General features: G+C 51.5%; 24 protein-coding genes. 7 read left to right on the plus strand and 17 right to left on the minus strand.

Going from position 1 to position 25,928, the window contains the following annotated elements:
- Window positions 1–2 precede the first annotated feature (2 nt).
- Window positions 3–233, minus strand: a complete 231-nt coding sequence (locus BOW06_RS04825) for a sulfurtransferase TusA family protein (RefSeq protein WP_078459681.1) — start codon at window positions 231–233, stop codon at window positions 3–5.
- A complete protein-coding gene (locus BOW06_RS04830) occupies window positions 230–1,270 on the minus strand; it encodes a tRNA (5-methylaminomethyl-2-thiouridylate)-methyltransferase (protein ID WP_043116323.1) in 1,041 nt (346 codons plus the stop codon). The genes BOW06_RS04825 and BOW06_RS04830 overlap by 4 nt, the downstream gene beginning before the upstream one ends.
- A 205-nt stretch (window positions 1,271–1,475) precedes the next feature.
- On the opposite strand from BOW06_RS04830, the gene BOW06_RS04835 reads away from it, so the two are divergent.
- The 6 genes from BOW06_RS04835 to BOW06_RS04860 all read left to right on the plus strand — a co-directional run bounded on the left by BOW06_RS04835 (window position 1,476) and on the right by BOW06_RS04860 (window position 7,893).
- Window positions 1,476–2,204, plus strand: a complete 729-nt coding sequence (locus BOW06_RS04835) for a hypothetical protein (RefSeq protein WP_043116322.1) — start codon at window positions 1,476–1,478, stop codon at window positions 2,202–2,204.
- Window positions 2,205–2,386: 182 nt separating this feature from the next.
- Window positions 2,387–3,331, plus strand: coding sequence for a glycine--tRNA ligase subunit alpha (glyQ, locus tag BOW06_RS04840; RefSeq protein ID WP_043116321.1), 945 nt, complete (start codon window positions 2,387–2,389; stop codon window positions 3,329–3,331).
- A 21-nt stretch (window positions 3,332–3,352) separates the two neighbouring features.
- The gene (glyS, locus tag BOW06_RS04845) at window positions 3,353–5,425 is read left to right on the plus strand and encodes a glycine--tRNA ligase subunit beta (RefSeq protein WP_043116319.1); all 2,073 of its coding nucleotides are present in this window, start codon (window positions 3,353–3,355) and stop codon (window positions 5,423–5,425) included.
- A 48-nt stretch (window positions 5,426–5,473) separates the two neighbouring features.
- The gene (locus BOW06_RS04850; RefSeq protein WP_078453939.1) at window positions 5,474–6,208 is read left to right on the plus strand and encodes a lysophospholipid acyltransferase family protein; all 735 of its coding nucleotides are present in this window, start codon (window positions 5,474–5,476) and stop codon (window positions 6,206–6,208) included.
- Window positions 6,205–7,134, plus strand: a complete 930-nt coding sequence (gene hemC / locus BOW06_RS04855; protein WP_043116315.1) for a hydroxymethylbilane synthase — start codon at window positions 6,205–6,207, stop codon at window positions 7,132–7,134. The genes BOW06_RS04850 and hemC overlap by 4 nt, the downstream gene beginning before the upstream one ends.
- Window positions 7,135–7,143: 9 nt before the next feature.
- Entirely contained in the window at window positions 7,144–7,893 is a 750-nt protein-coding gene (locus tag BOW06_RS04860; RefSeq protein WP_052132056.1) for a uroporphyrinogen-III synthase, read from the plus strand.
- Here the strand turns inward: BOW06_RS04860 and BOW06_RS13200 are convergent.
- Genes BOW06_RS13200 through BOW06_RS04875 form a run of 3 tightly spaced genes read right to left on the minus strand, consistent with a single transcriptional unit; the run spans window position 7,890 to window position 11,688 of the window.
- Window positions 7,890–8,828, minus strand: coding sequence for a response regulator (locus BOW06_RS13200; protein WP_230209651.1), 939 nt, complete (start codon window positions 8,826–8,828; stop codon window positions 7,890–7,892). The two genes, BOW06_RS04860 and BOW06_RS13200, sit on opposite strands and share 4 nt — an antisense overlap.
- Window positions 8,720–9,868 (minus strand): histidine kinase dimerization/phospho-acceptor domain-containing protein, encoded by a 1,149-nt coding sequence (locus BOW06_RS04870; protein WP_078461358.1) that lies wholly within the window; start codon window positions 9,866–9,868, stop codon window positions 8,720–8,722. Before BOW06_RS04870 ends, BOW06_RS13200 begins: the two co-directional genes overlap by 109 nt.
- A 20-nt stretch (window positions 9,869–9,888) precedes the next feature.
- Window positions 9,889–11,688: a TonB-dependent receptor plug domain-containing protein gene (locus BOW06_RS04875; RefSeq protein WP_078461359.1), complete on the minus strand. Its 1,800-nt coding sequence runs from the start codon at window positions 11,686–11,688 to the stop codon at window positions 9,889–9,891.
- Window positions 11,689–12,226: 538 nt separating this feature from the next.
- On the opposite strand from BOW06_RS04875, the gene BOW06_RS04880 reads away from it, so the two are divergent.
- Window positions 12,227–15,106 (plus strand): EAL domain-containing protein, encoded by a 2,880-nt coding sequence (locus BOW06_RS04880; protein ID WP_078461360.1) that lies wholly within the window; start codon window positions 12,227–12,229, stop codon window positions 15,104–15,106.
- Here BOW06_RS04880 and BOW06_RS13050 read toward each other — a convergent pair.
- The 12 genes from BOW06_RS13050 to BOW06_RS04940 all read right to left on the minus strand — a co-directional run bounded on the left by BOW06_RS13050 (window position 15,024) and on the right by BOW06_RS04940 (window position 25,915).
- Entirely contained in the window at window positions 15,024–15,524 is a 501-nt protein-coding gene (locus tag BOW06_RS13050) for a DUF5329 family protein (RefSeq protein WP_179116186.1), read from the minus strand. The genes BOW06_RS04880 and BOW06_RS13050 overlap by 83 nt on opposite strands.
- Before the next feature lie 13 nt (window positions 15,525–15,537).
- A complete protein-coding gene (glmS, locus tag BOW06_RS04890; protein ID WP_078452708.1) occupies window positions 15,538–17,367 on the minus strand; it encodes a glutamine--fructose-6-phosphate transaminase (isomerizing) in 1,830 nt (609 codons plus the stop codon).
- Window positions 17,367–18,734 (minus strand): bifunctional UDP-N-acetylglucosamine diphosphorylase/glucosamine-1-phosphate N-acetyltransferase GlmU, encoded by a 1,368-nt coding sequence (glmU, locus tag BOW06_RS04895; RefSeq protein ID WP_078459643.1) that lies wholly within the window; start codon window positions 18,732–18,734, stop codon window positions 17,367–17,369. The genes glmS and glmU overlap by 1 nt, the downstream gene beginning before the upstream one ends.
- A gap of 210 nt (window positions 18,735–18,944) precedes the next feature.
- Complete coding sequence (locus BOW06_RS04900; RefSeq protein WP_043116306.1) at window positions 18,945–19,376, minus strand: F0F1 ATP synthase subunit epsilon; 432 nt, start codon at window positions 19,374–19,376, stop codon at window positions 18,945–18,947.
- Between the two features lie 27 nt (window positions 19,377–19,403).
- On the minus strand, window positions 19,404–20,783 hold the full coding sequence (atpD, locus tag BOW06_RS04905) for a F0F1 ATP synthase subunit beta (RefSeq protein ID WP_043116304.1): 1,380 nt from the start codon (window positions 20,781–20,783) through the stop codon (window positions 19,404–19,406).
- A 69-nt stretch (window positions 20,784–20,852) separates the two neighbouring features.
- A complete protein-coding gene (gene atpG / locus BOW06_RS04910) occupies window positions 20,853–21,713 on the minus strand; it encodes a F0F1 ATP synthase subunit gamma (RefSeq protein WP_043116302.1) in 861 nt (286 codons plus the stop codon).
- A gap of 32 nt (window positions 21,714–21,745) precedes the next feature.
- Window positions 21,746–23,287 (minus strand): F0F1 ATP synthase subunit alpha, encoded by a 1,542-nt coding sequence (atpA, locus tag BOW06_RS04915; RefSeq protein WP_078462833.1) that lies wholly within the window; start codon window positions 23,285–23,287, stop codon window positions 21,746–21,748.
- A 13-nt stretch (window positions 23,288–23,300) separates the two neighbouring features.
- Entirely contained in the window at window positions 23,301–23,840 is a 540-nt protein-coding gene (locus BOW06_RS04920; protein WP_043116299.1) for a F0F1 ATP synthase subunit delta, read from the minus strand.
- A 12-nt stretch (window positions 23,841–23,852) separates the two neighbouring features.
- A complete protein-coding gene (locus tag BOW06_RS04925; RefSeq protein WP_078459641.1) occupies window positions 23,853–24,323 on the minus strand; it encodes a F0F1 ATP synthase subunit B in 471 nt (156 codons plus the stop codon).
- Between the two features lie 53 nt (window positions 24,324–24,376).
- The gene (atpE, locus tag BOW06_RS04930; protein ID WP_174564733.1) at window positions 24,377–24,613 is read right to left on the minus strand and encodes a F0F1 ATP synthase subunit C; all 237 of its coding nucleotides are present in this window, start codon (window positions 24,611–24,613) and stop codon (window positions 24,377–24,379) included.
- A gap of 56 nt (window positions 24,614–24,669) precedes the next feature.
- Window positions 24,670–25,530: a F0F1 ATP synthase subunit A gene (gene atpB / locus BOW06_RS04935; RefSeq protein ID WP_043116296.1), complete on the minus strand. Its 861-nt coding sequence runs from the start codon at window positions 25,528–25,530 to the stop codon at window positions 24,670–24,672.
- Window positions 25,502–25,915 carry an ATP synthase subunit I gene (locus BOW06_RS04940; RefSeq protein WP_179116067.1) on the minus strand — a complete coding sequence of 138 codons (414 nt, stop codon included), beginning with the start codon at window positions 25,913–25,915 and terminating at the stop codon, window positions 25,502–25,504. Before BOW06_RS04940 ends, atpB begins: the two co-directional genes overlap by 29 nt.
- Window positions 25,916–25,928: the final 13 nt, after the last annotated feature.

Genomic DNA, 25,928 nt, shown 5'->3' on the forward strand with positions numbered 1-25,928 from the left:
CGTTACTCCTGACAAACCCTTACGACGACGATGTACTCACCGTCACGTGTTGTTGTTTCAAGCACCTGGTGGCCATTAATGCTGCTCCAGGCCGGTATGTCATTAAGCGCACCCGGATCCGTACAAACGACCTCGAGTTCATCACCCGGCTGCATGGTAGCAATACGGTCCTGAGTCTTGATCACCGGCATGGGACACAGCAGGCGATGACAATCGAGTCGCTCCCTGCTCACAGCACCCACTCTTTCGGTATTTCAGCTGGCGGCATGGGCTCAACGCTCATGGGGGTGACCTCACCAGCGATGGTGACAAACTCCAGTTCAACCTGTGGTGTGTTTTTGCCCTGGCTGTAACGCGCAACGATTCGCGCCGCCTGCTGCAGCTCGTCTTCACTCATATCGCCGTCTATCAGAGTCAATGGACCACCGTGGCTGGTACAGCGCATGTGGGGATACTGCTTTTTGTATCCCTTGAGAAAATTACTCTCCCCCTCCTCACGGGCGACAATCAGCTTGTAATGCGTTGCCGGACGGATATGCCGTCCAACCTTGAGCAGCATGATGTCGTCGAGTTCATACTCCTTGCTGCCACGACTATTCCACAAATCAGCCAGCTTGACCGAGTACTGGGCATCGGTGAGAAAACAGCAACCACCTGCCGGTTGCGCATAGTCCTCGAAGCCAAACTGCTTCGCCAGCGCCATTTGTGGCTTGCGCGAACGTCCGGAAAAATCATACAAACCATCCCTGCTGATCCAGCCTTCGCGCTCCGGAAGTGTTGGGGGAAGATTTTTGCCACTCAGGGGACGCAGCAGGCGATCATCAATACCTGATTCCCGCTGCACCACCGGCATGGTGTCCTTGCGCTGCGACATCGGCCTCTGGCCGACGACTTCACCGGAAATAATAAAGTCGAAGCCATGCGCCTGCATCCACTCTTTCGCCTTCTTTACCATGAAGACCTTGCAGTCCAAACAGGGGTTAAGATTGGCGCCATAGCCATGCTTCGGATTAAAAACGACTTGCTTGTATTCATCAATGATATCAATGATATGCAACTTGATACCCAGCTGTTCCGCGCACCAGAGCGCATTGTTGCGCTTTGGCTTCTTCTGATCCTTTTTGCGGATCGCATGGGTATGCCCTTCCACACAAAAACCGGTGAAAAAGTTGATCCCTTCAACATGGATTCCCTGCTCCTGCATCACGCGCACGGCAAGTAATGAATCCAGTCCTCCGGAGATAAGGGCGACTGCCTTTCTCTGTGTCATAAATAGAAAAACTGGTTAAACAGTTCGTCATTATAGCGCGAATCAGAAATAAAACCGGATACAAGAGGGCATAGACAAGAGGGGAAATGCGTTTTATCCTGACAGAATGCTGCTGAAATGACTCATCAGCATCCAGGGAATTCATCTGGCCATGCGGCCCGATATACCCAAGATAAAAAAACAATCAGGATGGAGTACTAATAAGATGCAAAAAAAGTACAAGATAAGAGTGGGCCAGCTCTGTAGCGCTCTGCTGGTCACGGCAATCGCCCAGGCAGCCATGGCACAGAATGACCCCCAGTTCAGACCAATGGATGCACCGCCATGGGCAGGACAGCAGCAACAGCCTGAACCTCAATTCGCACCACCAGATTACAGACGTGCGCCACCGCCTCGTCGGAATGCACCACCTGCACCTCCGCAGGGAGGAGCCTATGGCCCACCACCCGGCTACCAGCAAGGCCCATACGGACCACCTCCCGGTTACAGGCAGGCTGCGCCACAACCTATGCCACAGCAGGGGCCTTATTCAGCACCTCCCGGCTATGGCGCCTACCCACCACCTCCACCACCGCGTAATCGCAATCGTGGACGTAGCTGGAGCGATGGACCAAGCGGCTGGTTTGGTCGCGACAATGGCGGCAGCTGGTTCAAGGGCCGACGCAAGCCATGGCGTGGAGACAGCCCATGGGACTTCATGGAAATGGATGACCCAAAAGGTTCTATGAGTGACGGATGGGATGACATGCTCAATGCACCAAGCCGTATGGGTGAAATGCCAGGAGGCTGGTATGCACCTTCTGTTGATGTTCCAAACCCGATTGATGTCGGTGAAGAGTTCGGAGATGCTGCCAAGGACGTCCCCGGTCAGGTGGATGACATGCGCAAGGACAACATCAACGACAACCTGGACAGGAACCTGAAGAGGAACTAGGTCACCCTGACTTCCGCTTCAAGAAGCGTTGAAACCCGGATTGCGACGCAATCCGGGTTTTTTATGTAGAGGCGAATGGGCGCCCATCCTCAACTACAGCCATCTTGACGCGCGCCATTTGAGACATTCCTATATAATGCGGCGTTTGATTTTCGGCATATTTCGATCAACGGCAATAACAGATGGCTTCAACAGCAGACGTTACAACATTCCAGGGGCTGATTCTCGCCCTGCAGGAGTACTGGGCAGAACAGGGTTGCGTGATTCTGCAGCCTCTCGACATGGAGGTTGGTGCAGGCACCTTCCATCCTGCAACATTTCTGCGTTCGATCGGACCTGAGCCATGGGATGCTGCCTACGTACAGCCTTCGCGCCGACCGACCGACGGTCGCTATGGCGAAAACCCGAACCGTCTACAGCATTACTACCAATTCCAGGTCGTTATGAAGCCCTCTCCGCTGGAGACCCAGGAACTCTACCTGGGCTCACTGAAGATGCTGGGACTCGATCCGCTCGAGCATGACATCCGCTTTGTTGAAGACAACTGGGAATCACCCACACTGGGAGCCTGGGGCCTCGGCTGGGAAGTGTGGCTGAACGGCATGGAAGTGACCCAGTTCACCTACTTCCAGCAAGTTGGCGGGCTTGACTGCCGCCCGGTCACCGGTGAAATCACCTACGGCCTTGAGCGTATCGCCATGTACCTGCAGGGCGTCAAGAGTGTCTATGACCTCGTCTGGACACGTGGCAAAAATGATGCGGGCGTCGTCACCTATGGAGACGTTTTCCACCAGAACGAAGTGGAACAGTCAGCCTACAATTTTGAACATGCCGATGTCGATTTTCTTTTCAGCCTGTTCGATGAATGCGAGAAAGAGAGCCAGTCCCTGATCGAGAAGGGCCTGCCGCTTCCTGCATACGAGCAGGTGATGAAAGCCTCTCATGCCTTCAACCTGCTGGATGCACGCCATGCTATTTCGGTGACGGAGCGGCAGCGTTTCATCCTGCGTGTACGCAGCCTCGCCCGCGCAGTTGCGCAGGCCTATTACGACTCGCGTGAAGCACTCGGTTTTCCCATGTGCCCACCATCGCAACAGGCGGCTGAAAAGACGTCTGACGATGCCTGACAATCTCAGAATAATACGATCATGAGCACAAACGACCTGCTATTTGAACTTGGTACCGAAGAGTTGCCACCGACAGCACTCAAGCGCTTGCGCAATGCACTGGAACAGCATTTTGTCGACGGCCTGGATAAAACAGGCCTGCAGCATGGCACATGCAAAAGCTTTGCCTCACCGCGCCGTCTTGCGCTGCTGATAGAAGATGTCGCCACGCGCCAGGCCGACAGGGAAATCGAGAAACGCGGTCCTGCAGTAGCAGCCGCGTTCGATGCCGATGGCAATCCTACCAAGGCTGCTGAAGGATTCGCTCGTTCCTGCGGCACCAGTGTAGATCAACTCGAGCGCATGTCGACCGACAAGGGTGAGTGGCTCTATTACAAGGTTGAGGAAAAAGGCAAGGATGCAGCCGAACTGCTGCCACAGATTGCCATGGATGCGCTCAACCAGTTACCGATTCCAAAGCGCATGCGCTGGGGCGCATCGGATGCCGAATTTGTGCGCCCGGTCCACTGGCTGTTGTTCCTGCACGGTAATGATGTCGTGCCCTGCACCTTGCTCGATACAGAAGCAGGCAAGCAAAGCTTTGGTCACCGTTTTCACTATCCGCAAGCTATCGATATCAACAAGCCGGGCGATTATGCCGCCGCATTGAGCGACAAGGGCTTCGTCATTGCTGATTTTGACCAGCGTCGTGAAGCCATCAGAAAACAGGTGGAGACGACAGCAAAAGAACTCGGTGGAGAGGTGGAATTCGATGAAGATCTTCTCGATGAGGTAACTGCGCTGGTTGAATGGCCTGTACCGGTTGCCGGTGGCTTTGAACAATCGTTTCTCGAAGTGCCACACGAGGCACTGATCCTGACGATGAAAAAAAATCAGAAGTATTTTCACCTGGTCGACAGTGACGGTAACTTGCTGCCACACTTCATCACGATTTCAAACATCGACAGCAGTAACCCGGGCGTGATTAGCGAAGGCAACGAACGTGTTATCCGTCCACGCCTTGCCGACGCCATGTTCTTCTGGCAGCAAGATGGCAAGAAGCGTCTTGAGGACCATATCGAGTCACTCAGGAAAGTCGTATTCCAGAACAAACTCGGCAACATGCATGAAAAATCCGAGCGTGTCGCTTTACTTGCCGCCACCATTGCAGCATCAATTGGCGGCGACCAGGACATGGCTGTACGTGCTGCACGCCTGAGTCGCTGTGACCTGATGACCGAGATGGTAAACGAGTTTGCCGACATGCAGGGTGTCATGGGGCGTTACCAGGCACTACGTGATGGCGAGAATGGTGAAATAGCAAGCGCCATGGAGGAGTTCTACCTGCCTCGCTTCTCCGGCGACATCCTGCCACAAACGAAAACCGGTATCGCAATCGCACTTGCTGAACGCCTTGATACGCTTGTCGGAATTTTTGGTATCGGCCAGAAACCGACCGGTGACAAGGATCCCTTTGCACTGCGACGTGCATCGATCGCCATTCTCAGAATGCTACGCGAACTACAACTCCCGCTGTCTCTCGACACCCTCCTCGAAGAGGCGAAAACAGCGCTGGGAGAAAGAGTCACTGAGAAAGCCGTGGTTGCCGAGGTCAAGGCTTACATGCTGGAACGCCTGCGTGGTATCTACGCAGAAGCCGGCACCGATGCCGACACCTTTCAGGCAGTTGCGAAAGTCAATCCACAGACACTGGATGACTTTGACGCGCGCATCTCTGCTGTTAGCGCATTTCGTGAACTCGCCGAAGCAGAAAGTCTTTCTGCAGCAAACAAGCGTATTCACAACCTGCTGAAAAAAGTCGAAGGCGACCTCCCTGCCGAGATCGATACTGCCCTGTTTGAAAAGGATGCAGAATCCCTTCTTCTGGAGCAGCTGACACAGACACAGCAACAGGTTGCTCCACTGATCGCTTCAAGAGAATACACGCAGGCGTTACAGTCGATGGCTCAGCTGCGAGATGTAACTGACAGCTATTTTGATGACGTGATGGTAATGGCCGAGGATATGGCGATACGTAATAATCGTCTTGCCATGCTCAACCGCCTGAACGGTCTCTTTCTCGAAGTTGCAGATATTTCGGCGCTTCAAGGCTGATACCCTTCATGCACATCCTTCACGATCAGGGCTAACGGGAGAGACAAGATGATGGCACGTTCAATTATCTACTTCGTACTGATGGCCTTGAGCATCATCTTCTACGGCCTGCCGCTATCACTGGTCGGCTGGCTGGTTCCGGTATCGATGCGTAATCGACTCGCAAACAACTGGGCACAGGTTAACCTGTTTCTGCTCAAGCACATTTGCCACCTCGATTACCGCGTGCAGGGCAAAGAGTACCTTCCCGACGGCGCGGCAATTGTCATGTCGAAACACCAGTCAACATGGGAGACCATTTCACTGCGGCACATCATCGGCGGCAACCAGTCATGGGTACTCAAGCGCGAACTGATGTGGGTGCCAATCTTTGGCTGGGCCATGTTTTTCATGTCGCCTATCGCGATCAACCGCAAAGCCGGAAGAAAGGCGGTCAAGCAAGTTGTTACCCAGGGTACCGATTATCTTGAAAAGGGCCACCGAATAATCATCTTTCCGGAGGGCACCCGTACGCCCTTTGGCAGCCATGGCAGGTACGGTGTCGGTGGCGCACTGCTTGCCGAGCATTCAGGCTATGCCGTGACCCCCGTTGCGCACAATGCCGGACTTTTCTGGGCACGCCGCGGTATAACAAAACACCCGGGCACAATCGATGTTGTGATCGGCGAACCAATCGAGACACAGGGAAAATCAGCCAAGCAGGTTATTCGCGAGGTTGAAGCGTGGATCGAATCAACAATGGACACACTGCCATCGACTCGCGAACAGGAGCAGCCGGAATGAGCGACAGGATACGAATCGCAACCCGTAAATCACCTCTTGCCATGTGGCAAGCTGAACATGTTGAGGCGCTGCTCAAGGCTGCTCATCCCGGAATTGAAATCGAGTTGCTTGGCATGTCAACACAAGGCGACAAGATACTCGACACGCCGCTGGCAAAAATTGGCGGCAAGGGCCTCTTCGTCAAAGAACTCGAGACCGGCATGCTCGAAGGAACAGCGGATATTGCCGTGCACAGCATGAAAGACGTACCGGTCGAATTTCCCGACGGTCTTGGTCTTGCAGTAATCCTCGAGCGTGAGGATCCTCGTGACGCATTCGTCTCCAATAACTTCAAATCACTTGATGAACTGCCGCAGAATGCAAAGGTCGGAACCGCAAGCCTGCGACGTCAGTGCCAGTTGCTGACATCACGACCTGATCTCGAAATCCTGCCATTGCGCGGTAATGTCAACACGCGTCTCGCCAAGCTCGACAACGGTGACTACGATGCCATCATCCTCGCCAGTGCCGGGCTTATCCGCCTTGGTTTTGGTGAGCGCATCACTGCCTTCATTGACACTGATACAAGCCTGCCCGCAATTGGCCAGGGCGCTATTGGTATCGAGTGCAGAAGCAGTGATGAACGTGTACTTGAACTGCTTGCCCCGCTGCACCATGAAGAGACAGCAATTTGTGTACGCGCAGAACGTGCCATGAACGAGCGCCTGCAGGGCGGCTGCCAGGTACCGATTGCAGGCCATGCAACCCTGGATGGTGAAACACTGCGCATGCGAGGGCTTGTCGGCGAACCTGATGGCAGCGAGATCATCGAGGCAAATATCGAGGGACCAGCAGACGAAGCTGAAACTATCGGCACAGCCATTGCTGATGAACTTCTCACGCATGGCGCTGACAGAATTCTGAAAGCGCTTTACGATCAGGACTGAGTTTCAGCAATGAGCAGCCAAACGTGCCAGCTCAAACAACTCAGGGTGCTGGTCACCCGGCCTGCGCACCAGGCTGCCCCGCTGCTTGACGCACTACGTGCGCATGGCGCCGAACCGCTCGCATTCCCTACTATTGAGATCAGTGCCGCACCCGGTGCGGCTGCCTCACTCAGGGATGCCGGGCAATACAGTGACCTGATTTTTGTCAGCGCCAATGCTGTCACCTATTCACTTGATCACTTCACGCCAGACAATCAAAGAGTCATTGCGATTGGTGCCGCGACACACAAGGCACTTGATGCGCGTGGAGTGACTGTTGATCTCTCTCCCCGTGGACAGGCCGACAGTGAACACCTGCTGGCCCATCCCGACATGCAGCAAATGCAGGGCAGGCGCGTATTAATTATTCGCGGAGAGAGTGGACGGGAACTACTGGCGCAGAACCTGCTGGAACGTGGCGCCAAGGTAGACTACACAGAAGTCTATCAGCGACAGATTCCAAGTGATGCAGATTGCAGCATGCTCAGGCAGGAGTGGCGCCAGAAAGTAGATGTGATCACAACCACCTCCAATGTCATTATCAACAACCTGCTGGAGCTGTGTGGTAACCAGGAGAGTATTTTGGAAACCCCCATAGTGGTGATCAGCAAACGTTGCTCACGGCATGCGCATGCTTGCGGCTTCCGGAAAATCATTGAATCCAAAGGGGCATCAGCCGAGGCAATCATCACTGCCTTGTGTGAGTATTACCCGGACTAATCCGCATTACCAAGAATATCGGCACAAAGAATCTCAGCCTCTTCATATAGCCCGCTTATCCCTTTACGCATTCCCTTTTTATCACTACTCTTGACCGCGTCCTGCAAGCTGCAGATTGTCTCGTAAACACCGTCGGCGCCACACACACCTGCGGCGCCTTTCAGATAGTGTAATTGTGAACGGGCATCTTCCCATGCTTCATTGCCCAGCGCATCGGCAATCCAGCTCACCTGCTGAATCAGGTCGTTACAAAAGAGTTTTTGCAATTCATTCACAAGCGCGGCCGGCTTACCGCCAATCATCTCTTCTGTATCAGCTGTACGCGGTTCTGTTGATTGCAGAGCACTTTGCATCGCCTTGCAGAGCAGAGCTTCGTCTATCGGCTTGGTCAGGTATTCATCAAACACCGAGGTGGCTGTACTCACTTCGTCCCTGGAGACCGCATCTGCACTCAAGGCGAAGATAGGCACATTCTCGTAACCGGGAATTGCACGTATATGATGGCTTGCCTCGATTCCATTCATCCTCGGCATATGGATATCCATGAGGACAATATCGAACTGCTTCTGCCTCGCAGCCCTGGTTGCCATGACACCATCTTCAGCTGTCGTCACCAACGCTTCGTATGAGCTCAGAAGACGCTCAAGGAAGTAGCGATTGACCTTGTTGTCGTCAACCACGAGAACACGCACATTAGCCATTCTGTGCTGGACAACAGGCTCTTCACTGATCTCGACCTCTTGTTCCGCTTTACCCGATTCAAGCACCAGTGTAATTTCAAACAGCGATCCTTCTCCAACCGCACTGGTTACATCTATCTCGCCATTCATCGCATCAAGCAGGCGCCGGACAATAGCAAGGCCGAGACCGGTTCCCTGGTAAAACTGCCGGCTTGCAATATCCGCCTGCGTGAAAGCCTCGAACAGGTGAGGTATTTCGTTTGTATCGATACCAATACCCGTATCACTGATAGCAACATGCAACTCCACCATCTCGCCGGCAAGGGAGCAGCATCTGCGTGAATGCTGACCTCACCCTCTTCAGTGTACTTGACTGCATTTGAAACCAGGTTGGAAAGCACCTGCCGAAGCCGTAACTGGTCGGTAATAAGAACATCCGGAACCTTGCTTGTAACATCCACATTAAGCCCAAGATGCTTCTCATCTGCCATCGGTCTGACTATCTCACAGACAGAATCGAGCACCTGGTTAAGAGAAACCGGCTCTGACTGAATCTCGATTTTTCCTGATTCCAGCTTGGAGAAGTCAAGAATCTGGTTGATCACATCCAGCAAGTCATGTGCAGAACGCCTGATGATACCGACCTGCGCACTTTGATCTTCATCCAGTGGTGTTTTATCGAGCAGGCCCAAAAAGCCGATGATGCCATTCATCGGCGTGCGTATTTCGTGGCTCATATGCGCAAGGAATTCCGACTTGGCACGGCTTGCCTTGAGTGCTACCTGGCGCGCTCTCTCGAGTTCTGCGTTGCGAATATAAAGTTCTTCGGTAGCCGCCTCTACCTGTTCGACCAACTCAATCTTGTGCGCCTCCAATGAACCCATCATGGCATTAATGCCTGCCTCAAGTTCACCAAGCTCTCCGCTCGATATCTCTTCAACGCGCTCATCAAGCTCACCACTCTCGGCACGTTTGACGAGATGCGTAATCCTGTCGATTGGCCTGGTGATATAACGGCTTACCAGCCACAGCAGGGTCGAGGCAAGCAACAGAGCAATAATCACAATTAGCAGGGTGTTTGTAACAATCTGATCATTGAGCTTTTCTATATCGAAGCGAGTCAGGGCAACCCGTACAGAACCAAGACCAGACTGAGGATCAATCGTGTCAAACGCCCCCTCTCCGTTAATCTCTTCATCTTCCGAGATGGGAACAACGACAGGGTCAACTGTTTCAATGAAATGCTGTAATGTTGTTTCACCGATACCTACAAAGCGTTGCGCCTGCAGATGCACCAGGTTTTTTCCCTCTGCATTCAGGACAGTAATTGAAGTGAAACATCCAGGTCACCGTTCGTGGTTTTAAATTTCCTCGCCAGCTTGAGGTCGGCCCAACTCACCGGAACAGTCGAGGCCGCCGAAAAATTCCATCGCAAGTCGTCGACATAAAACAGCGAGATGCTGCCAAGCCAATCATTGGCGAAGCGATGAGAATAGAGAAGACTCAGGGTTTGTTCAGGACTCGATAAGGCAACAGCTTCAACCAGCTCGCTGTTATCTCTTTCGATCTCTTTGACATAACTATAGCCAAGATGCAGCGAATCAGTTTCGCCTGTATAACTGAGTTGCATCTCAAAACCCGCTTGCTCATATTCATTCAAACGTGAATAAAACTCGGGACCGAATTCATCAAACAATATAATGCGGTCGGTGAAGTCATGGTAGAAAAACTTGATATCCAGGGCCATTTTCTGATCAAGAAAATGTCCCAGGTAACCGATCTCGATACTGTCCAGCCCCTCTTTCAGCGAACCCGAGTCACTGACAAAAATTGGCTCCCAGAGATATCCGAAGCTTGAATAATTTTCGTAGAAAGAAGGCGCACGCCATGAGCGTGACAGGCCCGCTCTCAGGCTGTGCTTGTCATTTACTCTGTAATTCAGACCAATTCGTGATGATAGAAAATCATCGATCCTTCCAGTATTTTCATACATCAGCCCTGCATTCAGCAAGAGAGCAGGCGTGATATTCCACTCGGCATTACTAAAGACACGCCAGGTGGTACCACTGTTTTCCTCATCGGGATAGAAAAACCAGATATCATAAAACCAGGGCGCATCGACCTTTTCATAACTTGCTCCGGCACCCCATACAAGACGTATATTGTCTCTAAGACGCAGAATGTGCTGCAGCTCGATATCGTACTGATCAGAAGTGAAACTCTTGTCCAACGGAAAGAAACCTGTGTTATCTAGATCATCCACAACCAGGCGATTATGATGAAAGCTGAGCTGTATCTCATCATCTGCAGCATTGATATGCCGCCACCTTAACTGCTGGTAACTACTTTCAACGAAACGCTCGTGGGGACTGGTAATTCCAGTACCCTCTTCGGCATCCCTGTAGCCAAGAGCAAATTCAATCCTGTCCACGGTATTAATCGCCCAGGTACCGCGCAGGTGAAACCGCTTGGCCTGCAGATCATCATAACGATTGGGTAAGCCACTATTCTCCTCGTAGCCTGCCGACACCAGGTAATTGATATCACCATTACCACCTGCATGACGCACCCCGGCTTGTGCTCGGCCGTTACTGCCATAATCCAGCCGAACCATGCTGCCAGCCGCTTCGTGCGGATCCAGCGTAACGATATTAATGCTGCCCATTAAGGCATTCGCGCCAAAAGCTGCTGCGTTGGGACCGCGAACAACTTCAATTCTCTCGATATCATCAAGCGTGATCGGCAATGATGACCAGAGTATACCGCCCATAAAAGCCTGGCTATAGACTGCGTGTCCGTCAATTGTTACCTGTACACGTCTGCCATATTCGTCAGCAATACCTTGATAAGAGGTCAGCGCCTCATCGCCGCTGCGATAACTGAGTTGGAAGCCGGGAACATAGCGCAGAAGCTCGGGGATGGTCGTTGCACTGCTGGCTTCTATCATCTGCCGATCAATGACCGTCATCGATACCGGTGTTTCATCAATCGACTGCTGCAGGCGTGTGGCGTGTAATACCACAGGCAATTCTGTAAAAAAATCATCTTCGGTGACAGACGATAATTCAGCAAACGATTCTGCAGCATGTACTACTGGCAAGGTCAGCAGTATCACTAAATAGCTGCAAATAAAAACACATCTGTACACAATTACTCCAGCTGAGAAATAACCACCAGATAACAAATATAATAGATGTAGGGAATAGTGGCAGAACTGAGCACCAGCCTCAACTCTCAGTAATGCATTAGAGTTAAGTCATTCGGCACGCTACAACTCTCAATAACCCACAATTGCAGAATCAACCACATACATTCCTATCTACCCATTCCTAAATTACGCCATATACCTTCAATTACGTTTACTGAGCCAGCACTTTCCAAGCGTATAATTTACGCCACACCGAAGCATACCCATGCAATCTTATTCACTGGAAGAACCATTGAACTGCATATTTTTTCTGCGTTAAGCCTTAATAAAATTAACATAAATAACCTATATCTATGTCTCAATCTTGGCTACACTGAACCTTAAACAAAAGTTTAACTATACCCCTGCATTATTTTTTGAACCGGGAAGACAGTTTGTTTACTGATTGATAGTGGTGCATTAACAATAATATTTCAGCCGTACTCATTTCCAGAGGACTCGCAGTTTGTTTGATATCGAAGGCCTCATTAATTTCCGCCCTGAAGAAGGGCTTGTTCATGCTTACTCATACAATCTGATATGGGTAAGCGTCTCTATTGCTCTTGTTATTCTCGCCTCCTATGTTGCATTAAGACTGAGCGAGAAGATTGAACGGATCAACGAGGAGAAAGACAAAAACCTCCTGTCATTCTTAGGCGCTATAACGATGGGGCTTGGCATCTGGACAATGCATTTTGTCGGCATGCTCGCTATTGACATGTCGCATACACCACACTTTCGCCCACTCACCACCCTGTTATCGATTTTTCCCGGCATACTTGGCGCAATCATCTCCCTGTGCCTTCTGTTGCGGCTGGATATGCGCCTGCCATTGTTTATAAGAAGCGCCCTGCTAGGCAGCTGTATTCTTATCATGCACTATATCGGCATGACAGGCATGATATTCGAGGGTCGCCTCGGATATGACCCCCTTCTGTTTTCAATCTCTTTCATTGTCGCGCTGACATCCTCCTACTTCGCCCTCTATTTAAAAGAGAAAATGGAGAATCTGTTTCCAATTGTCACCGCAACCGGTTTCGGCATCGCGGTTTCAGCTACGCATTTCACGGGAATGGAGGCAACGTACTTTTTCAAGGCAAGCGCATCCTTATCACCTTCAGATATTTTCATAACCGAGCTGTCGGCAGTAAAAATATCGGCAACACTCCTTTTTTTGAGTATTGGGACAGCAGCTCTTACCCTCATTACAATGATGACCGCGACATCAAGGCAACTGCGGCGCAGTGAAAGGCGCTGGAAATTTGCTCTTGATGGTGCCGGTGACGGGGTGTGGGACTGGAATCCCAAAACTGACAGAGCCATCTTTTCACAGCGCTGGAACGAGATACTCGGTTACGCCGATGGCGAGTTTCCCGAAACTGGTGCGGCAGTTTTCAAGGCAATACACCCACAAGACGTGAAGTCTGTGACAAAAGGCGTAAGGCAGTACATGCGCGAAGGTGGAGACTCATCTTATACCGCTGATTTCAGAATGCGCACAAAAAGTGGCGATTGGAAATGGGTCGCTGCCCGTGGAAAGATCGTCGCTCGTGATGCACAAGGTAACCCCGTTCGCATCATCGGTACACATACCGATATCTCTGACCGTAAACTGGCAGAAGAACAGATGCGTATTGCTGCCTCGGCTTTTGAGTCACAGCAGGGAATGATGATCACAGATGAACAGAAACGGATTCTGCAGATGAATCACGCCTTCATTAAAATGAGTGGATATTCAGAAGCTGAAATTCTCGGCCGTACCCCACGCATGTTCAAGTCAGGGCGGCATGATGGCGTTTTCTACAAGGAGATGTGGGAGACTATTAGCCAGAATGGCTATTGGCATGGGGAAATTTGGGACAAGCGCAAGAATGGAGACATCTTTCCCAAGTGGCTAAGCATCACTGCAGTGGCCAATTCCGATGGTAAGGTCACTCACTATGTCGGTGTACACACTGACATTACCGAAAGAAAAAATGCAGAACAGAAAATCGAGAGCCTGGCATTTTTTGACCAACTCACAGGCCTGCCCAACAGAACCCTGTTACTTGATCGCTTGAAGCAACTCATTGCTGTAAGTATGCGCAACAGCCAATACAGCGCAATGCTGATGATTGATCTTGATCACTTCAAGAATCTCAACGACACGCCCGGCCATGACAAGGGTGATATCTTTCTTGCCCAGGTAGCCAGGCGCCTGGAAGATTGTACGCGGGCAATTGATACGGTTGCACGACTCGGTGGAGATGAATTCATCATCATACTGCCTGAGCTTTCCCCTGATAAAAAACGAGCAGCCGATCTCGCCGAAAAGGTTACTGATAAAATTCTTGAGGCACTAAACCAGGACTATAAGCTGGATGGCAACTCTCATCACAGCTCGGCCAGTATAGGCGCCTGCCTGTTTGGTACTGAGAGCATCACGACCGAAGATCTGATGAAACAGGCGGATCTCGCGATGTACAAATCCAAGTCAGCAGGTCGTAACGCCATCAGTTTTTATGACCCCGAGATGCAATCATCCGTATTGAAACGCACCGCGCTGGAAAAGGATCTGCGCAACGCAATTGAGCAACAGCAATTCACTCTACAGTACCAGCCGCAAGTTGATATCAACGGTAGGATAACAGGTGCAGAAGCCCTTCTCCGCTGGTTATGCCCGGGAAGAGGAGCAGTCTCACCCCGAGAGTTTATTCCCCTTGCTGAAGAGACAAGACTGATCATTCCTGTTGGCGAATGGGTTCTGGAAACCGCATGTGCGCAGCTCGCCGTATGGGCAAAAAGAGCTGACATGTCTCACCTCAAGATTGCAATCAATGTCAGCCCGATTCAATTTGCCAAGGCTGACTTTGTTGAACAGGTTCTGAGCACAGTCAAAAACACCGGGATCAAACCGGACAGGCTCAAGCTCGAGCTCACGGAGAGCCACCTGCTACACAACATAGAAGATATCATTAGTAAAATGCAGGTTCTGGGCGATGCAGGCATCAGTTTTTCACTCGATGACTTTGGTACAGGCTACTCATCTCTCTCCTACCTGAAGCGCCTGCCTCTTTGGCAACTTAAAATAGACAAGTCATTTGTTCGCGACATATTGACAGAGCCAAATGACGCTGAGATTGCGAAGACAATCGTGGCGTTGGCCAACAGTCTTGGTCTGGAGGTAATCGCTGAAGGTGTAGAGACTGATTCACAGCAGGCCTCTCTTGCCAAACTCGGTTGCTATCACTATCAAGGTTATCTATTCAGCCGGTCACTGCCGATCAAAGAATTCGATGCTTGGTGTCATGAGTGGTCGGGCAATAAGATGGTGAAGCAGGAGAGCGCCCAACAGTTACTGATTTAATCCAATTTCCTGTTGGCCGGCATCCGTTTATGTACGAATGCAGATCACTTACTGCCTGCTCGATACTCACCCAGCTCTTCCAGTAGCCACTCACGTGTTTTTTAGGCTCTTCCTGACCACACTGAACCAGGTAGTAAGTACCGCTCATGGTGCTTTTTGTTACAGAGTAATCGATGAACTCCTCTGCAGTAAGAATTTTATCTTTGAAGTAGTCATACTTCTTCCGAATATGCGCAACGGCTTCAGGACCGTCATGAAAACTGCCATTCCTGTTGATTTTGCAGCTGGTTTGACTAACGAATTTCAACAAGTGGTCGATTGCTTCCTTCTCTGCAGGCGGCAGTTCTGCAGAAGCACTCGATATGTACAAAAGTGCTGATAAACAAACTGCATACTTTAGAACTGGTTCCCTGTTCATTATTCTTTCTACCTTATTCAACCGTTACTGACTTGGCGAGATTCCTAGGTTGATCAACATCTGTTCCCTTGAGCACAGCGACATGATAAGCAAGCAGCTGCAGTGGAATGGTAAAGATAATCGGCGATACATGTTCGCCAGCGGGTGGGACTACGTGCACATGAACACGCTGTGAACCGTTCATGCCTGAGTCGTTGTCAGCAAAAACATACAGTTCACCACCTCGGGCACGAACCTCCTCGAGGTTCGACTTGAGTTTTTCCAGCAGATCGTCGTTCGGTGCAACAGCTACGATTGGCATCTCCTCGTCAACCAGTGCCAACGGGCCATGCTTCAATTCACCGGCAGGGTAAGCCTCGGCATGAATATAGGATATCTCTTTAAGCTTGAGCGCCCCCTCCTTGGCAACCGGGTACTGTACGCCCCGTCCGAGGAAAAGTGCATTACTCTTGTCACCGAAGTGTTCTGCCATCTGGCAGATCGCATCATCGAGTTGCAGTGCATCCTCGATCTGGCGCGGCAAGGCTGCTAACTGCTTGACGATGACCGCCTCACGTTCCTGCGTGATATTGAAGCGCTTGCCAAGAACCGTTACAAGCAAAAGCAATGCAACCAGCTGGGTGGTAAAAGCCTTTGTCGAGGCCACCCCGATTTCGGGACCTGCCCGCGTCATCAGGTTGAGATCTGTTTCTCGTATTAACGAACTTTCAGGCACATTACATATACCCAGGGTTGGTCCGAAACCCCGTTCCTGCGCTGCCCGTAATGCTGATAATGTATCAGCAGTTTCGCCCGACTGTGAGATGGCAATCACTAGTGTTGCCGGATCTGCTACTGGGTGACGATAGCGAAACTCGCTGGCAACCTCGACCTGGCACGGGATGCCGGCCAGGCCTTCAAACCAGTTACGTGCAACCATGCCTGCGTGGAAACTGGTTCCACAGGCGATGATACGGACAGACTTGATTCTGTCGAAGAGCTCTGTTGCCTTTGGGCCAAATGCTGCCTCCAGCACATGCGTGTCTGAGAGTCGTCCTTCGAGCGTTTCAGCAATTGCATGTGGCTGCTCATAGATCTCCTTGAGCATATAGTGTCTGTACTCACCACGTTCGACTGCATTAGCAGAGATATTACTCTCCCTGATCGGACGCTCTACAAGTTGACCTTGCTGATCATATATCACTACTTCGTCGGCGGTGATTTGCGCTGTATCACCATCCTCAAGAATGATGAAGCGACGCGTCACAGGTAACAGCGCAGAGATATCGGATGCAATAAAGTTCTCACCAATACCAATGCCAATGACCAATGGGCTGCCACGACGCGCCGCGACAATGACATCCTCTTCACCCCGGTACATAACACCAAGTGCGTAGGCGCCTTCTAGTTTTTTGACTGTATTCTGTACTGACTGCAGCAACGAGATGCCTGACTGCAGTTCATCAAAGACTGCGTGTACGATGACCTCGGTGTCCGTATCAGAAGTAAACAGGTGGCCATTGCTACTCTGCTGTTCGCGCAAGCCAGCATGGTTTTCGATAATACCGTTATGCACCAGCGCAACAGAATCCTGACACCTGTGAGGGTGAGCGTTGCTGACTGTTGGCTCACCATGAGTCGCCCAGCGGGTATGTCCAATACCGGTTTGCCCCTGCGGAGATACGTCATTCACTCTTGACTCGAGTTGGGTGACCTTGCCCTTGGTTCGTTCACGCCATAGCTTCCCATTTTCGATCAGCGCCACACCTGCTGAATCGTAACCGCGATATTCGAGACGCTTGAGCCCCTCGATCAGGATTGGCGCAATCGGGCGTTGCGCAACGCCGCCAACAATACCGCACATCAGACTTTATCCTTTTGTGGACGTTTCCAGTTCATCACGCTTCTCTGTTTTGTTCGGCTCAGTGCCAGTGCATTCTCTTTCACATCTGCGGTAATCGTTGAACCAGCTCCAATTGTAGCGCCTGACTCTACCGTCACAGGTGCAACCAGTTGGGTATCAGAACCGACAAATACGTGGTCACCGATAACGGTTCTGTGCTTGTATGCGCCGTCATAATTGCAGGTGATTGTTCCTGCACCAATATTTACAGACTCACCGACAGTTGCATCGCCAACATAACTGAGGTGGTTGACCTTGGAGTCTCTGGCGACCTGTGCGTTCTTGATTTCGACAAAGTTTCCAATATGACACCCAGGTGCAAGCTCAGTTCCCGGGCGGATTCGAGCAAAGGGGCCAATCTGGCAAGACTCACCGATAATGGCATCCTCAATGACACACATCTCCTTGATCACGGTGCCCGCTGCAACTTTACAATTGCGCAAAATGGAGTTAGCTCCAACACGCACACCCTCACCAAGCTCGACATCACCCTCGAGGATGACATTGACATCAAGTGTCACATCCTGCGATACGCTTGCATTGCCGCGAATATCAATTCGCGCAGGGTCAATCACTGTTACACCGTTGCGCATCAACTCTTGTGCCCCGACACTCTGAAGCTCTCGCTCAAGTTCTGCCAGTTGTACCCGGTCATTGACTCCGGCGACTTCGAACAGATCGTCAGGGCTTACCGTAGAGATAACAGCGCCCTGTTTCACTGCCATGCTGATGATATCTGTCAGGTAGAACTCACCCTGGGCATTGTTGTCGTCAAGCCTCTCAATCCAGGTCGCAAGACGCTCGCGGTTAATCAGCATGATGCCAACATTGACCTCATGGATTGCAAATTCTGCCGCAGATGCATCTTTCTGTTCAACAATCTGGCTGACTGCACCCTCTTCATCGCGCACGATACGACCATAGCCTGTGGGATTGTCGAGTTCGACCGTCAGCATTCCGAGGTTGGTATCAGCGGAAGATTCAATGAGCCTTAGAAGTGTTTCGTGACGAATCAGGGGAACATCAGCATAGAGGACGAGTATCCGATCAACTGACCCTAGCAGTGGCATTGCCTGTTCAACAGCATGTCCTGTCCCCAGTTGCTGCTCCTGAAGCGCCCACTCAACATCTGCTGATGCCATCTGCTCGCGCACCAACTCGCCACCATGGCCATAGACCACCACGATATTGTCCGGATTGAGTTTCCGTGCCGTTTCAATCACATGCGCAAGCATCGGTTTGCCTGCAATCGGGTGCAAAACCTTGGGAATGGCAGACTTCATTCGGCTGCCCTGGCCTGCGGCAAGTATTACAACACCAAGTTTCATTCTCTTACTATCTATCCACTTCTTTAAGAATAAGGTTCAAGGCGCTGGAATTGATCTTGACTCCGGCGCCTGTGCATCAGGACATTGTATCGGAAATCCTTTCATCCGGTGGCTCGTCTTTATAATGGGGAGAGAATCAGGGAAGTGACGTACCACGATTAAAAAAGCCGGGCACATGGCCCGGCTCTTTCGCGATTTTTCCAAGCAGGATCAGCCGCGCTTATTTGCTACCTTACGCAGCTTCTCGATGGAACGCAGACGCGCTGCCGCATCGGCAAGCTCTGCCGCCGCCTTTGCGTATTCGAATTCGGCGCTCTTGTCCTTCATCGCCTCTTCGGCACGCTTCTTGGCTTCAAGTGCCGCCGCCTCATCAAGATCTTCGGCACGAACAGCAGTATCGGCAAGTACGGTGACCACGTGTGGCTGAACCTCGAGCATGCCTCCAGAGATGAAATAGTGCTTAATTTCACCATCGCCCTCGTCAACACGCACATCACCCGGCTTCAGTGTTGTTACCAGTGGCGTATGACGTGGTGCAATACCGAGTTCGCCCATGACTGCTGGTGCAAAGACCATTTCGGCCTGGCCGGAATGGATTTCACCTTCAGCGCTTACGATATCGACATGGATTGTCATAGACATCTCTCTGCTCCCCGTAGTAGCCTGATATTACTTCATTTTCTCGGCATTTTCGACAGCTTCATCGATGGTGCCACACATGTAGAAGGCCTGCTCTGGCAGATGATCGTACTCACCTTCGGCGATCGCCTTGAAGTTGGCAATTGTCTCCTTGAGGGAAACGTATTTACCAGGCGCACCGGTGAAGACCTCAGCTACGAAGAAAGGCTGTGACAGGAAGCGCTGAATTTTACGTGCGCGGGATACTGTCAGCTTGTCCTCTTCCGAGAGCTCGTCCATACCGAGGATGGCGATGATATCCTTGAGTTCCTTGTAGCGCTGCAGCAAGCCCTGTACACCACGTGCGGTGTCATAGTGCTCGGCACCGACCACGTTCGGATCGAGGATACGAGAAGTAGAGTCGAGCGGATCAACCGCAGGATAGATACCCAGCTCGGCAATTGAACGTGACAGTACCAGTGTCGCATCAAGGTGAGCAAAGGTAGTTGCAGGCGACGGGTCAGTCAGGTCGTCCGCAGGGACATATACGGCCTGGAACGAGGTGATAGAACCTGTCTTGGTTGAAGTAATACGCTCCTGCAGTACACCCATCTCTTCAGCCAGTGTTGGCTGGTAACCTACCGCTGATGGCATACGGCCAAGCAGTGCTGATACCTCGGTTCCCGCGAGGGTGTAACGATAGATGTTATCAACGAACATCAGAACGTCACGGCCTTCGTCACGGAAGTATTCAGCCATGGTGAGACCGGTCAGTGCAACACGCAGACGGTTGCCGGGCGGCTCATTCATCTGGCCGTAAACCAGTGATACCTTGTCAAGTACGCCACCTTCATCCATCTCGTGGTAGAAGTCGTTACCCTCACGAGTACGCTCACCAACACCTGCGAATACGGAGAAACCGGAGTGCTCTACCGCGATGTTACGAATCAGCTCCATCAGGGTTACGGTCTTACCAACACCGGCACCACCGAAGAGGCCGATCTTTCCGCCCTTGGCGATTGGCATGATCAGGTCGATAACCTTGATACCTGTTTCGAGAATCTCAGTCGCTGATGACTGCTCGTCAAAGCTGGGAGCAGAACGGTGAATCGGCATATGCGCTTCGGCATCAACCGGGCCAGCATCGTCAACAGGCTCACCCAATACGTCCATTACACGACCCAGTGTAGCCTGACCAACAGGTACCTGGATTGGTGCGCCAGTCCCGGTGACTACCGAGCCACGCTTGAGACCATCTGTTGAACCCATGGCGATTGAACGCACGACTCCGTCACCCAGCTGCTGCTGGACTTCCAGCGTCAAGCCTTCAGATTCGATTTTGAGTGCGTCATAGACCTTTGGCATTGCGTCGCGTGGGAACTCTACGTCCACAACCGCGCCGATAATTTCGACCACTTTACCCGAACTCATTGCTGGTTCCTCGTTCTCTATCTAAATTCTTTCCGTGAATGGCCGTGGCCATCCGCTCTAAATACTCTTTTATACCGCAGCAGCGCCGCCGACGATCTCGGAGATCTCCTGGGTAATTGCTGCCTGGCGCGCCTTGTTATAAACAAGCTGAAGTTCATCGATCAGTTCACCGGCATTATCTGTTGCCGACTTCATCGCAACCATACGTGCCGACTGCTCACATGCTGCATTCTCTACTACCGACTGGTAAACCAGTGACTCAACGTAGCGAGTCAACAGGCCATTCAGTACATCTTTTGCATCCGGCTCGTAGATATAATCCCAGTGGTGTTTGAGCTCATCATCCTCTTCACCCGCTATCGGCACCAGCTGTTCAACAGTTGGTTCCTGCGTCATTGTGTTGACGAACGAGTTATATGCAACATAGAGGCGATCAAGCTTGCCTTCATCAAACGCATCTAGCATCACCTTGATCGTACCAATCAGGTCGTTGATATGCACTGCATCACCAAGATGCGTCGCCTGCGCCAGCATATCTCCGCCAAAACGCCCGAAGAAACCGGCTGCTTTTTGACCGATTGTGCAAAAGCTGACCTCAACCCCGCTATCAGCCTGCGCCTTGATATCTTTTGCAAGGCGGCGAAACAGGTTGCTGTTGAGACCACCACAAAGTCCACGATCGGAGGAGACCACGATGTAACCAACACGCTTGACCTCGCGATCCTGCGTATAGGGATGCTTATACTCCGGATGTGACTGAGACAGGTGTGCAATAACATTGCGCATCTTGTCAGCATAGGGACGTGTTGCACCCATGCGATCCTGCGCTTTACGCATTTTCGATGCTGCAACCATCTCCATCGCGCTGGTAATCTTCTGGGTACTCTGTACCGAGGCGATTTGCGTGCGAATCTCTTTTCCGACAGCCATATCTTTTTACCTGGTTATTAAACGAGCCTGGATTACCAGGTGCTGTTTGCCTTGAACGCTTTCAGCGCATCGTGCATTGCACCCTCGATCTCATCGTTGTAATCACCCGTGTCATTGATCTTGCTCATCAACTCGCTCTGTGACGAGTTCATGTATCCCATCATCGCCGCTTCGAAATCAACAACCTTGTTAACATCGACATCATCGATATAACCTTCGTTGGCAGCAAACAGTGTGACGGCCATTTCAGCAATTGACATCGGCGCATACTGGCTCTGTTTCATCAGCTCGGTTACGCGTGCACCACGATCAAGCTGTGCACGGGTCGCATCGTCAAGATCAGATGCAAACTGTGAGAATGCAGCCAGCTCGCGATACTGTGCAAGAGCCAGGCGAACACCGCCGCCAAGCTTCTTGATGATCTTGGTCTGTGCCGAACCACCAACACGTGATACTGACAGACCGGCGTTGATCGCAGGACGTATACCGGCGTTGAACAGGTCAGTCTCAAGGAAGATCTGTCCGTCGGTGATCGAAATAACGTTGGTTGGTACGAATGCAGAAACGTCACCAGCCTGGGTTTCGATGATTGGCAGTGCGGTCAATGAACCGGTCTTGCCTTTCACTTCGCCGTTGGTGAGCTTCTCAACTTCTGCCTCGTTGATACGTGCAGCACGCTCGAGCAGACGTGAGTGCAGGTAGAAAACGTCACCAGGATAAGCTTCACGACCCGGTGGACGACGCAGCAGCAGTGATACCTGGCGGTATGCCCATGCCTGCTTGGTCAGGTCATCATAGATGATCAGTGCATCTTCACCCTTGTCACGGAAGAACTCACCCATGGTGCAGCCCGCATAAGGCGCGAGGAACTGCATCGCTGCAGAGTCTGCAGCTGAAGCGGCAACGATGATGGTGTGAGCAAGTGCATCGTGCTCTTCGAGCTTGCGAACAACCTGTGCAATAGTCGAAGCCTTCTGACCAACCGCAACGTAGACACACTTAACACCTGTGCCCTTCTGGTTGATGATGGCATCGATAGCGATCGCGGTCTTACCAGTCTGGCGGTCTCCGATGATCAGCTCACGCTGGCCACGGCCGATTGGCACCATGGAGTCAATTGACTTGATACCTGTCTGTACAGGCTGGTCAACTGATTTACGTGCGATAACGCCGGGTGCAACCTTCTCGATTGGTGATGTGGCAGCAGCTTCAACTGCGCCCTTGCCGTCAATAGGGCTACCAAGTGCGTCAACGACACGTCCCATCAGGCCTTCGCCGACAGGTACTTCCAGTACGCGACCGGTACATTTGACCGGGTCGCCTTCTGAAAGGTGCTTGTATTCACCCATGACAACAGCACCGACAGAGTCACGCTCGAGGTTGAGCGCCAGTCCGTAGACGTTGTCTGGAAATTCGAGCATCTCGTATGACATGACATCTGCAAGTCCGTGGATTCGGACAACACCGTCGGCTACGGAGACAATTGTGCCTTCAGTCTGTGCTTCGGTCTTCGCGTCAAATTTCTCGATGCGGTTTTTGATCAGCTCACTGATTTCTGATGGATTGAGTTGCATGATGGCTTCTCGCTTATATTCCTAATTCGTTTGCCAGCTTGGTCAGCTGCCCTTGGACAGAACCGTCGATGACGAGGTCACCTGCGCGAATGCGCATGCCGCCAATCAGCTCAGGATCTTCACTAGTTGTCATATTGATGTCACTGCCCAGCTTCGCCTTGAGGGCATCCGCCAGCGCCTGCTTCTGGTCCTCGTCAATGACATAAGCACTGACGAGTTCAACTTCCAGTACGCCGCGCTCAGCATTCTTGCGCTCTTCAAACAGCGTCGCAATCTCTGGAGCAATGACGAGACGGCCATTCTCCACCAGCAGACGGACAAGGTTTTCAGCCTCGCCAGTCAACTGCTCACCGCCAATCCCGAGGATCATTTCGGTCAGCTGCTGCTTGCTGATATTCGGATTGCCAACGACGTCGGACATTGCCGCATCGCTCATAACAGTTCCCAGAAGCTCAAGGGTCTGTGACCACTGCTCAAGTGAACTGCTCTCTTTTGCGCGTGCAAAAATAGCATCCGCATATGGGCGTGCAATTGTGATTGATTCCTGTGCCATGGTCGGCCCGCCTTACAATTGCTTGGCGACAGCGTCGACGACGTCGCGGTGTGAATCTGCGTTGATTTCACGACGCAGGATCTTCTCAGCACCTGCAACCGCAAGCTCACCGACTTTTTCACGTAAAGATTCACGTACGCGATTGGCTTCCTGCTCGATTTCAGCCTGTGCGGATGTCAGCAGCCTGTCGCCTTCAGTGCGCGCGTTCTCTTTCGCTTCATCAATGATGCCGGAGGCACGCTTCTGTGCCTGGCCAATGATCTCGGCAGCCTGTGCTTTTGCTTCACGCAACTCGTCGGCTGCGTGCTGCTTTGCCAGTTCCTGCTCATGCTGACCGCGTTCTGCAGCCGCAAGACCATCGGCAATCTTGCCCTTACGCTCTTCGAGTGCCGCCATGATCGGCGTCCACACGAACTTTTTGGTAAACCAGACAAAGATGGCAAAAGCGATCATTTGTCCGATCAGGGTCAGATTGATGTTCATTCTGCTTCCCCGTTAGTTAATAAAGAAAGGTTTCGGATTCTGAAGCTCGATCTTTACGCAACAGCGAACAGAATGTACATAGCAAGACCAACAGCGATCATCGGTACCGCGTCAACAAGACCCATTACGATGAAGAACTGGGTACGCAGCATTGGAATCAGTTCCGGCTGACGTGCAGCGCCTTCGAGAAAGCGTGCGCCAAGAATACCGATACCGACAGCGGCACCGAGAGCGCCAAGGCCCATCATCAGAGCGCCGGCGATGTACAGCAGTGCGTTAGCCATTTCCATGATTGTCTCCCGTAAAATTTCTGGTTAGGTGTTAATGGTTAAAAAGGTTAATTCGTTTAATGCTCGCTATGCGCCATGTCCATATAGACCACTGTCAGCGTCATGAAAATGAACGCCTGCAGGGTAATTACAAGGATATGGAATACAGCCCAAACAAACTGAAGTGCGCCGCCAAAGACGCCCAATACAATTCCGGCACTATACATGAGTGCGATAAGGATAAAGATCATCTCGCCAGCGTACATGTTACCGAAGAGTCGCAGCGAGAGAGAGATCGGCTTGGCGATCAGTGATACAAATTCGAGGAAGAAGTTGACCGGAATCAGCAGAACCTTGACGACAATGTTGTTTGCCTGGAAAGGTTGCAGTGTCAGTTCGCCGAGGAACCCGCCAACACCTTTTATCTTGATGCTGTAATACATGGTCAACAGGAAAACGCCTATTGCCATGCCAAATGTCGCATTCGGATCAGTACTTGGAACAATTTTCTGGAAGTGAACCCCGAGGAGGCCAAGCAGCCACGGAATCAGGTCAACCGGAACCAGGTCCATCAGGTTCATCAGGAAGATCCAGACAAAAGCGGTCATTGCCAGCGGTGCGACCAGGTCGTTCTTTGACGTGAAGGATCCACGCACGCTTTCGTCAATAAAGTCGACTATCCATTCGACGAAATTCTGAAAACCACCGGGAGTATCAGACGTTGCACTTTTAGCTGCGCGTGCAGCGAAGAATATAAAGAGTATGCCGAGGCCGAGAGACCAAAGCATGGTATCGACATGAATCGCCATAAAGCCCATTTCAGCAGCTTCTTCTGCAGAATGCGCCATGCCCCATGACCCATCAGGATGCTGACCAAATGTGAGGTTGGTCAGGTGATGCTTGATGTATTCACTTGATGTCAGGGTACCCGATGCCATATTCAGCCCTTGTTCGCTTCTTTTCCATACGTGGCGACAGCAGGCTGGCTGTCACATGTACGATAAAATAGGTTACCAACATAGCCACGAGACTCAGATTCTCATAAAAGAGTATCGCGGCCAGGAATATAATGCCGGTTAATACCAGCTTGGCAAATTCAGCGACATACAGCTTGGTCAGCAGTTTGCCTGGTTTCTGTGCCTGGTATGCACTGAAAACCCAGTATCCAAAAACTGCATTGGCCAGGGATGCACCAAGTCCGCCGATCAGTGCGGAGACAGCCTGATCTTTTCCGATCAGGAATGCAGCTGCCGAAATCAGCAGTGTCAGGATCAACTGTCTGATGACGACACTACGAATTTTTTCTGACGGCAGGTTTTGCACGCTTTTGCCCACA

This window comes from Solemya velum gill symbiont, from assembly GCF_002020255.1.
Classification (GTDB): domain Bacteria; phylum Pseudomonadota; class Gammaproteobacteria; order Chromatiales; family Chromatiaceae.

Coding starts and splice junctions, on each gene's coding strand:
- BOW06_RS04830 (WP_043116323.1), bottom strand. CDS start 1,270: ATGACACAGAGAAAGGCAGTCGCCCTTATCTCCGGAGGACTGGATTCA.
- BOW06_RS04835 (WP_043116322.1), top strand. CDS start 1,476: ATGCAAAAAAAGTACAAGATAAGAGTGGGCCAGCTCTGTAGCGCTCTG.
- glyQ (WP_043116321.1), top strand. CDS start 2,387: ATGGCTTCAACAGCAGACGTTACAACATTCCAGGGGCTGATTCTCGCC.
- glyS (WP_043116319.1), top strand. CDS start 3,353: ATGAGCACAAACGACCTGCTATTTGAACTTGGTACCGAAGAGTTGCCA.
- BOW06_RS04850 (WP_078453939.1), top strand. CDS start 5,474: ATGATGGCACGTTCAATTATCTACTTCGTACTGATGGCCTTGAGCATC.
- hemC (WP_043116315.1), top strand. CDS start 6,205: ATGAGCGACAGGATACGAATCGCAACCCGTAAATCACCTCTTGCCATG.
- BOW06_RS04860 (WP_052132056.1), top strand. CDS start 7,144: ATGAGCAGCCAAACGTGCCAGCTCAAACAACTCAGGGTGCTGGTCACC.
- BOW06_RS13050 (WP_179116186.1), bottom strand. CDS start 15,524: ATGAACAGGGAACCAGTTCTAAAGTATGCAGTTTGTTTATCAGCACTT.
- glmS (WP_078452708.1), bottom strand. CDS start 17,367: ATGTGCGGTATTGTTGGCGGCGTTGCGCAACGCCCGATTGCGCCAATC.
- glmU (WP_078459643.1), bottom strand. CDS start 18,734: ATGAAACTTGGTGTTGTAATACTTGCCGCAGGCCAGGGCAGCCGAATG.
- BOW06_RS04900 (WP_043116306.1), bottom strand. CDS start 19,376: ATGTCTATGACAATCCATGTCGATATCGTAAGCGCTGAAGGTGAAATC.
- atpD (WP_043116304.1), bottom strand. CDS start 20,783: ATGAGTTCGGGTAAAGTGGTCGAAATTATCGGCGCGGTTGTGGACGTA.
- atpG (WP_043116302.1), bottom strand. CDS start 21,713: ATGGCTGTCGGAAAAGAGATTCGCACGCAAATCGCCTCGGTACAGAGT.
- atpA (WP_078462833.1), bottom strand. CDS start 23,287: ATGCAACTCAATCCATCAGAAATCAGTGAGCTGATCAAAAACCGCATC.
- BOW06_RS04920 (WP_043116299.1), bottom strand. CDS start 23,840: ATGGCACAGGAATCAATCACAATTGCACGCCCATATGCGGATGCTATT.
- BOW06_RS04925 (WP_078459641.1), bottom strand. CDS start 24,323: ATGAACATCAATCTGACCCTGATCGGACAAATGATCGCTTTTGCCATC.
- atpE (WP_174564733.1), bottom strand. CDS start 24,613: ATGGAAATGGCTAACGCACTGCTGTACATCGCCGGCGCTCTGATGATG.
- atpB (WP_043116296.1), bottom strand. CDS start 25,530: ATGGCATCGGGTACCCTGACATCAAGTGAATACATCAAGCATCACCTG.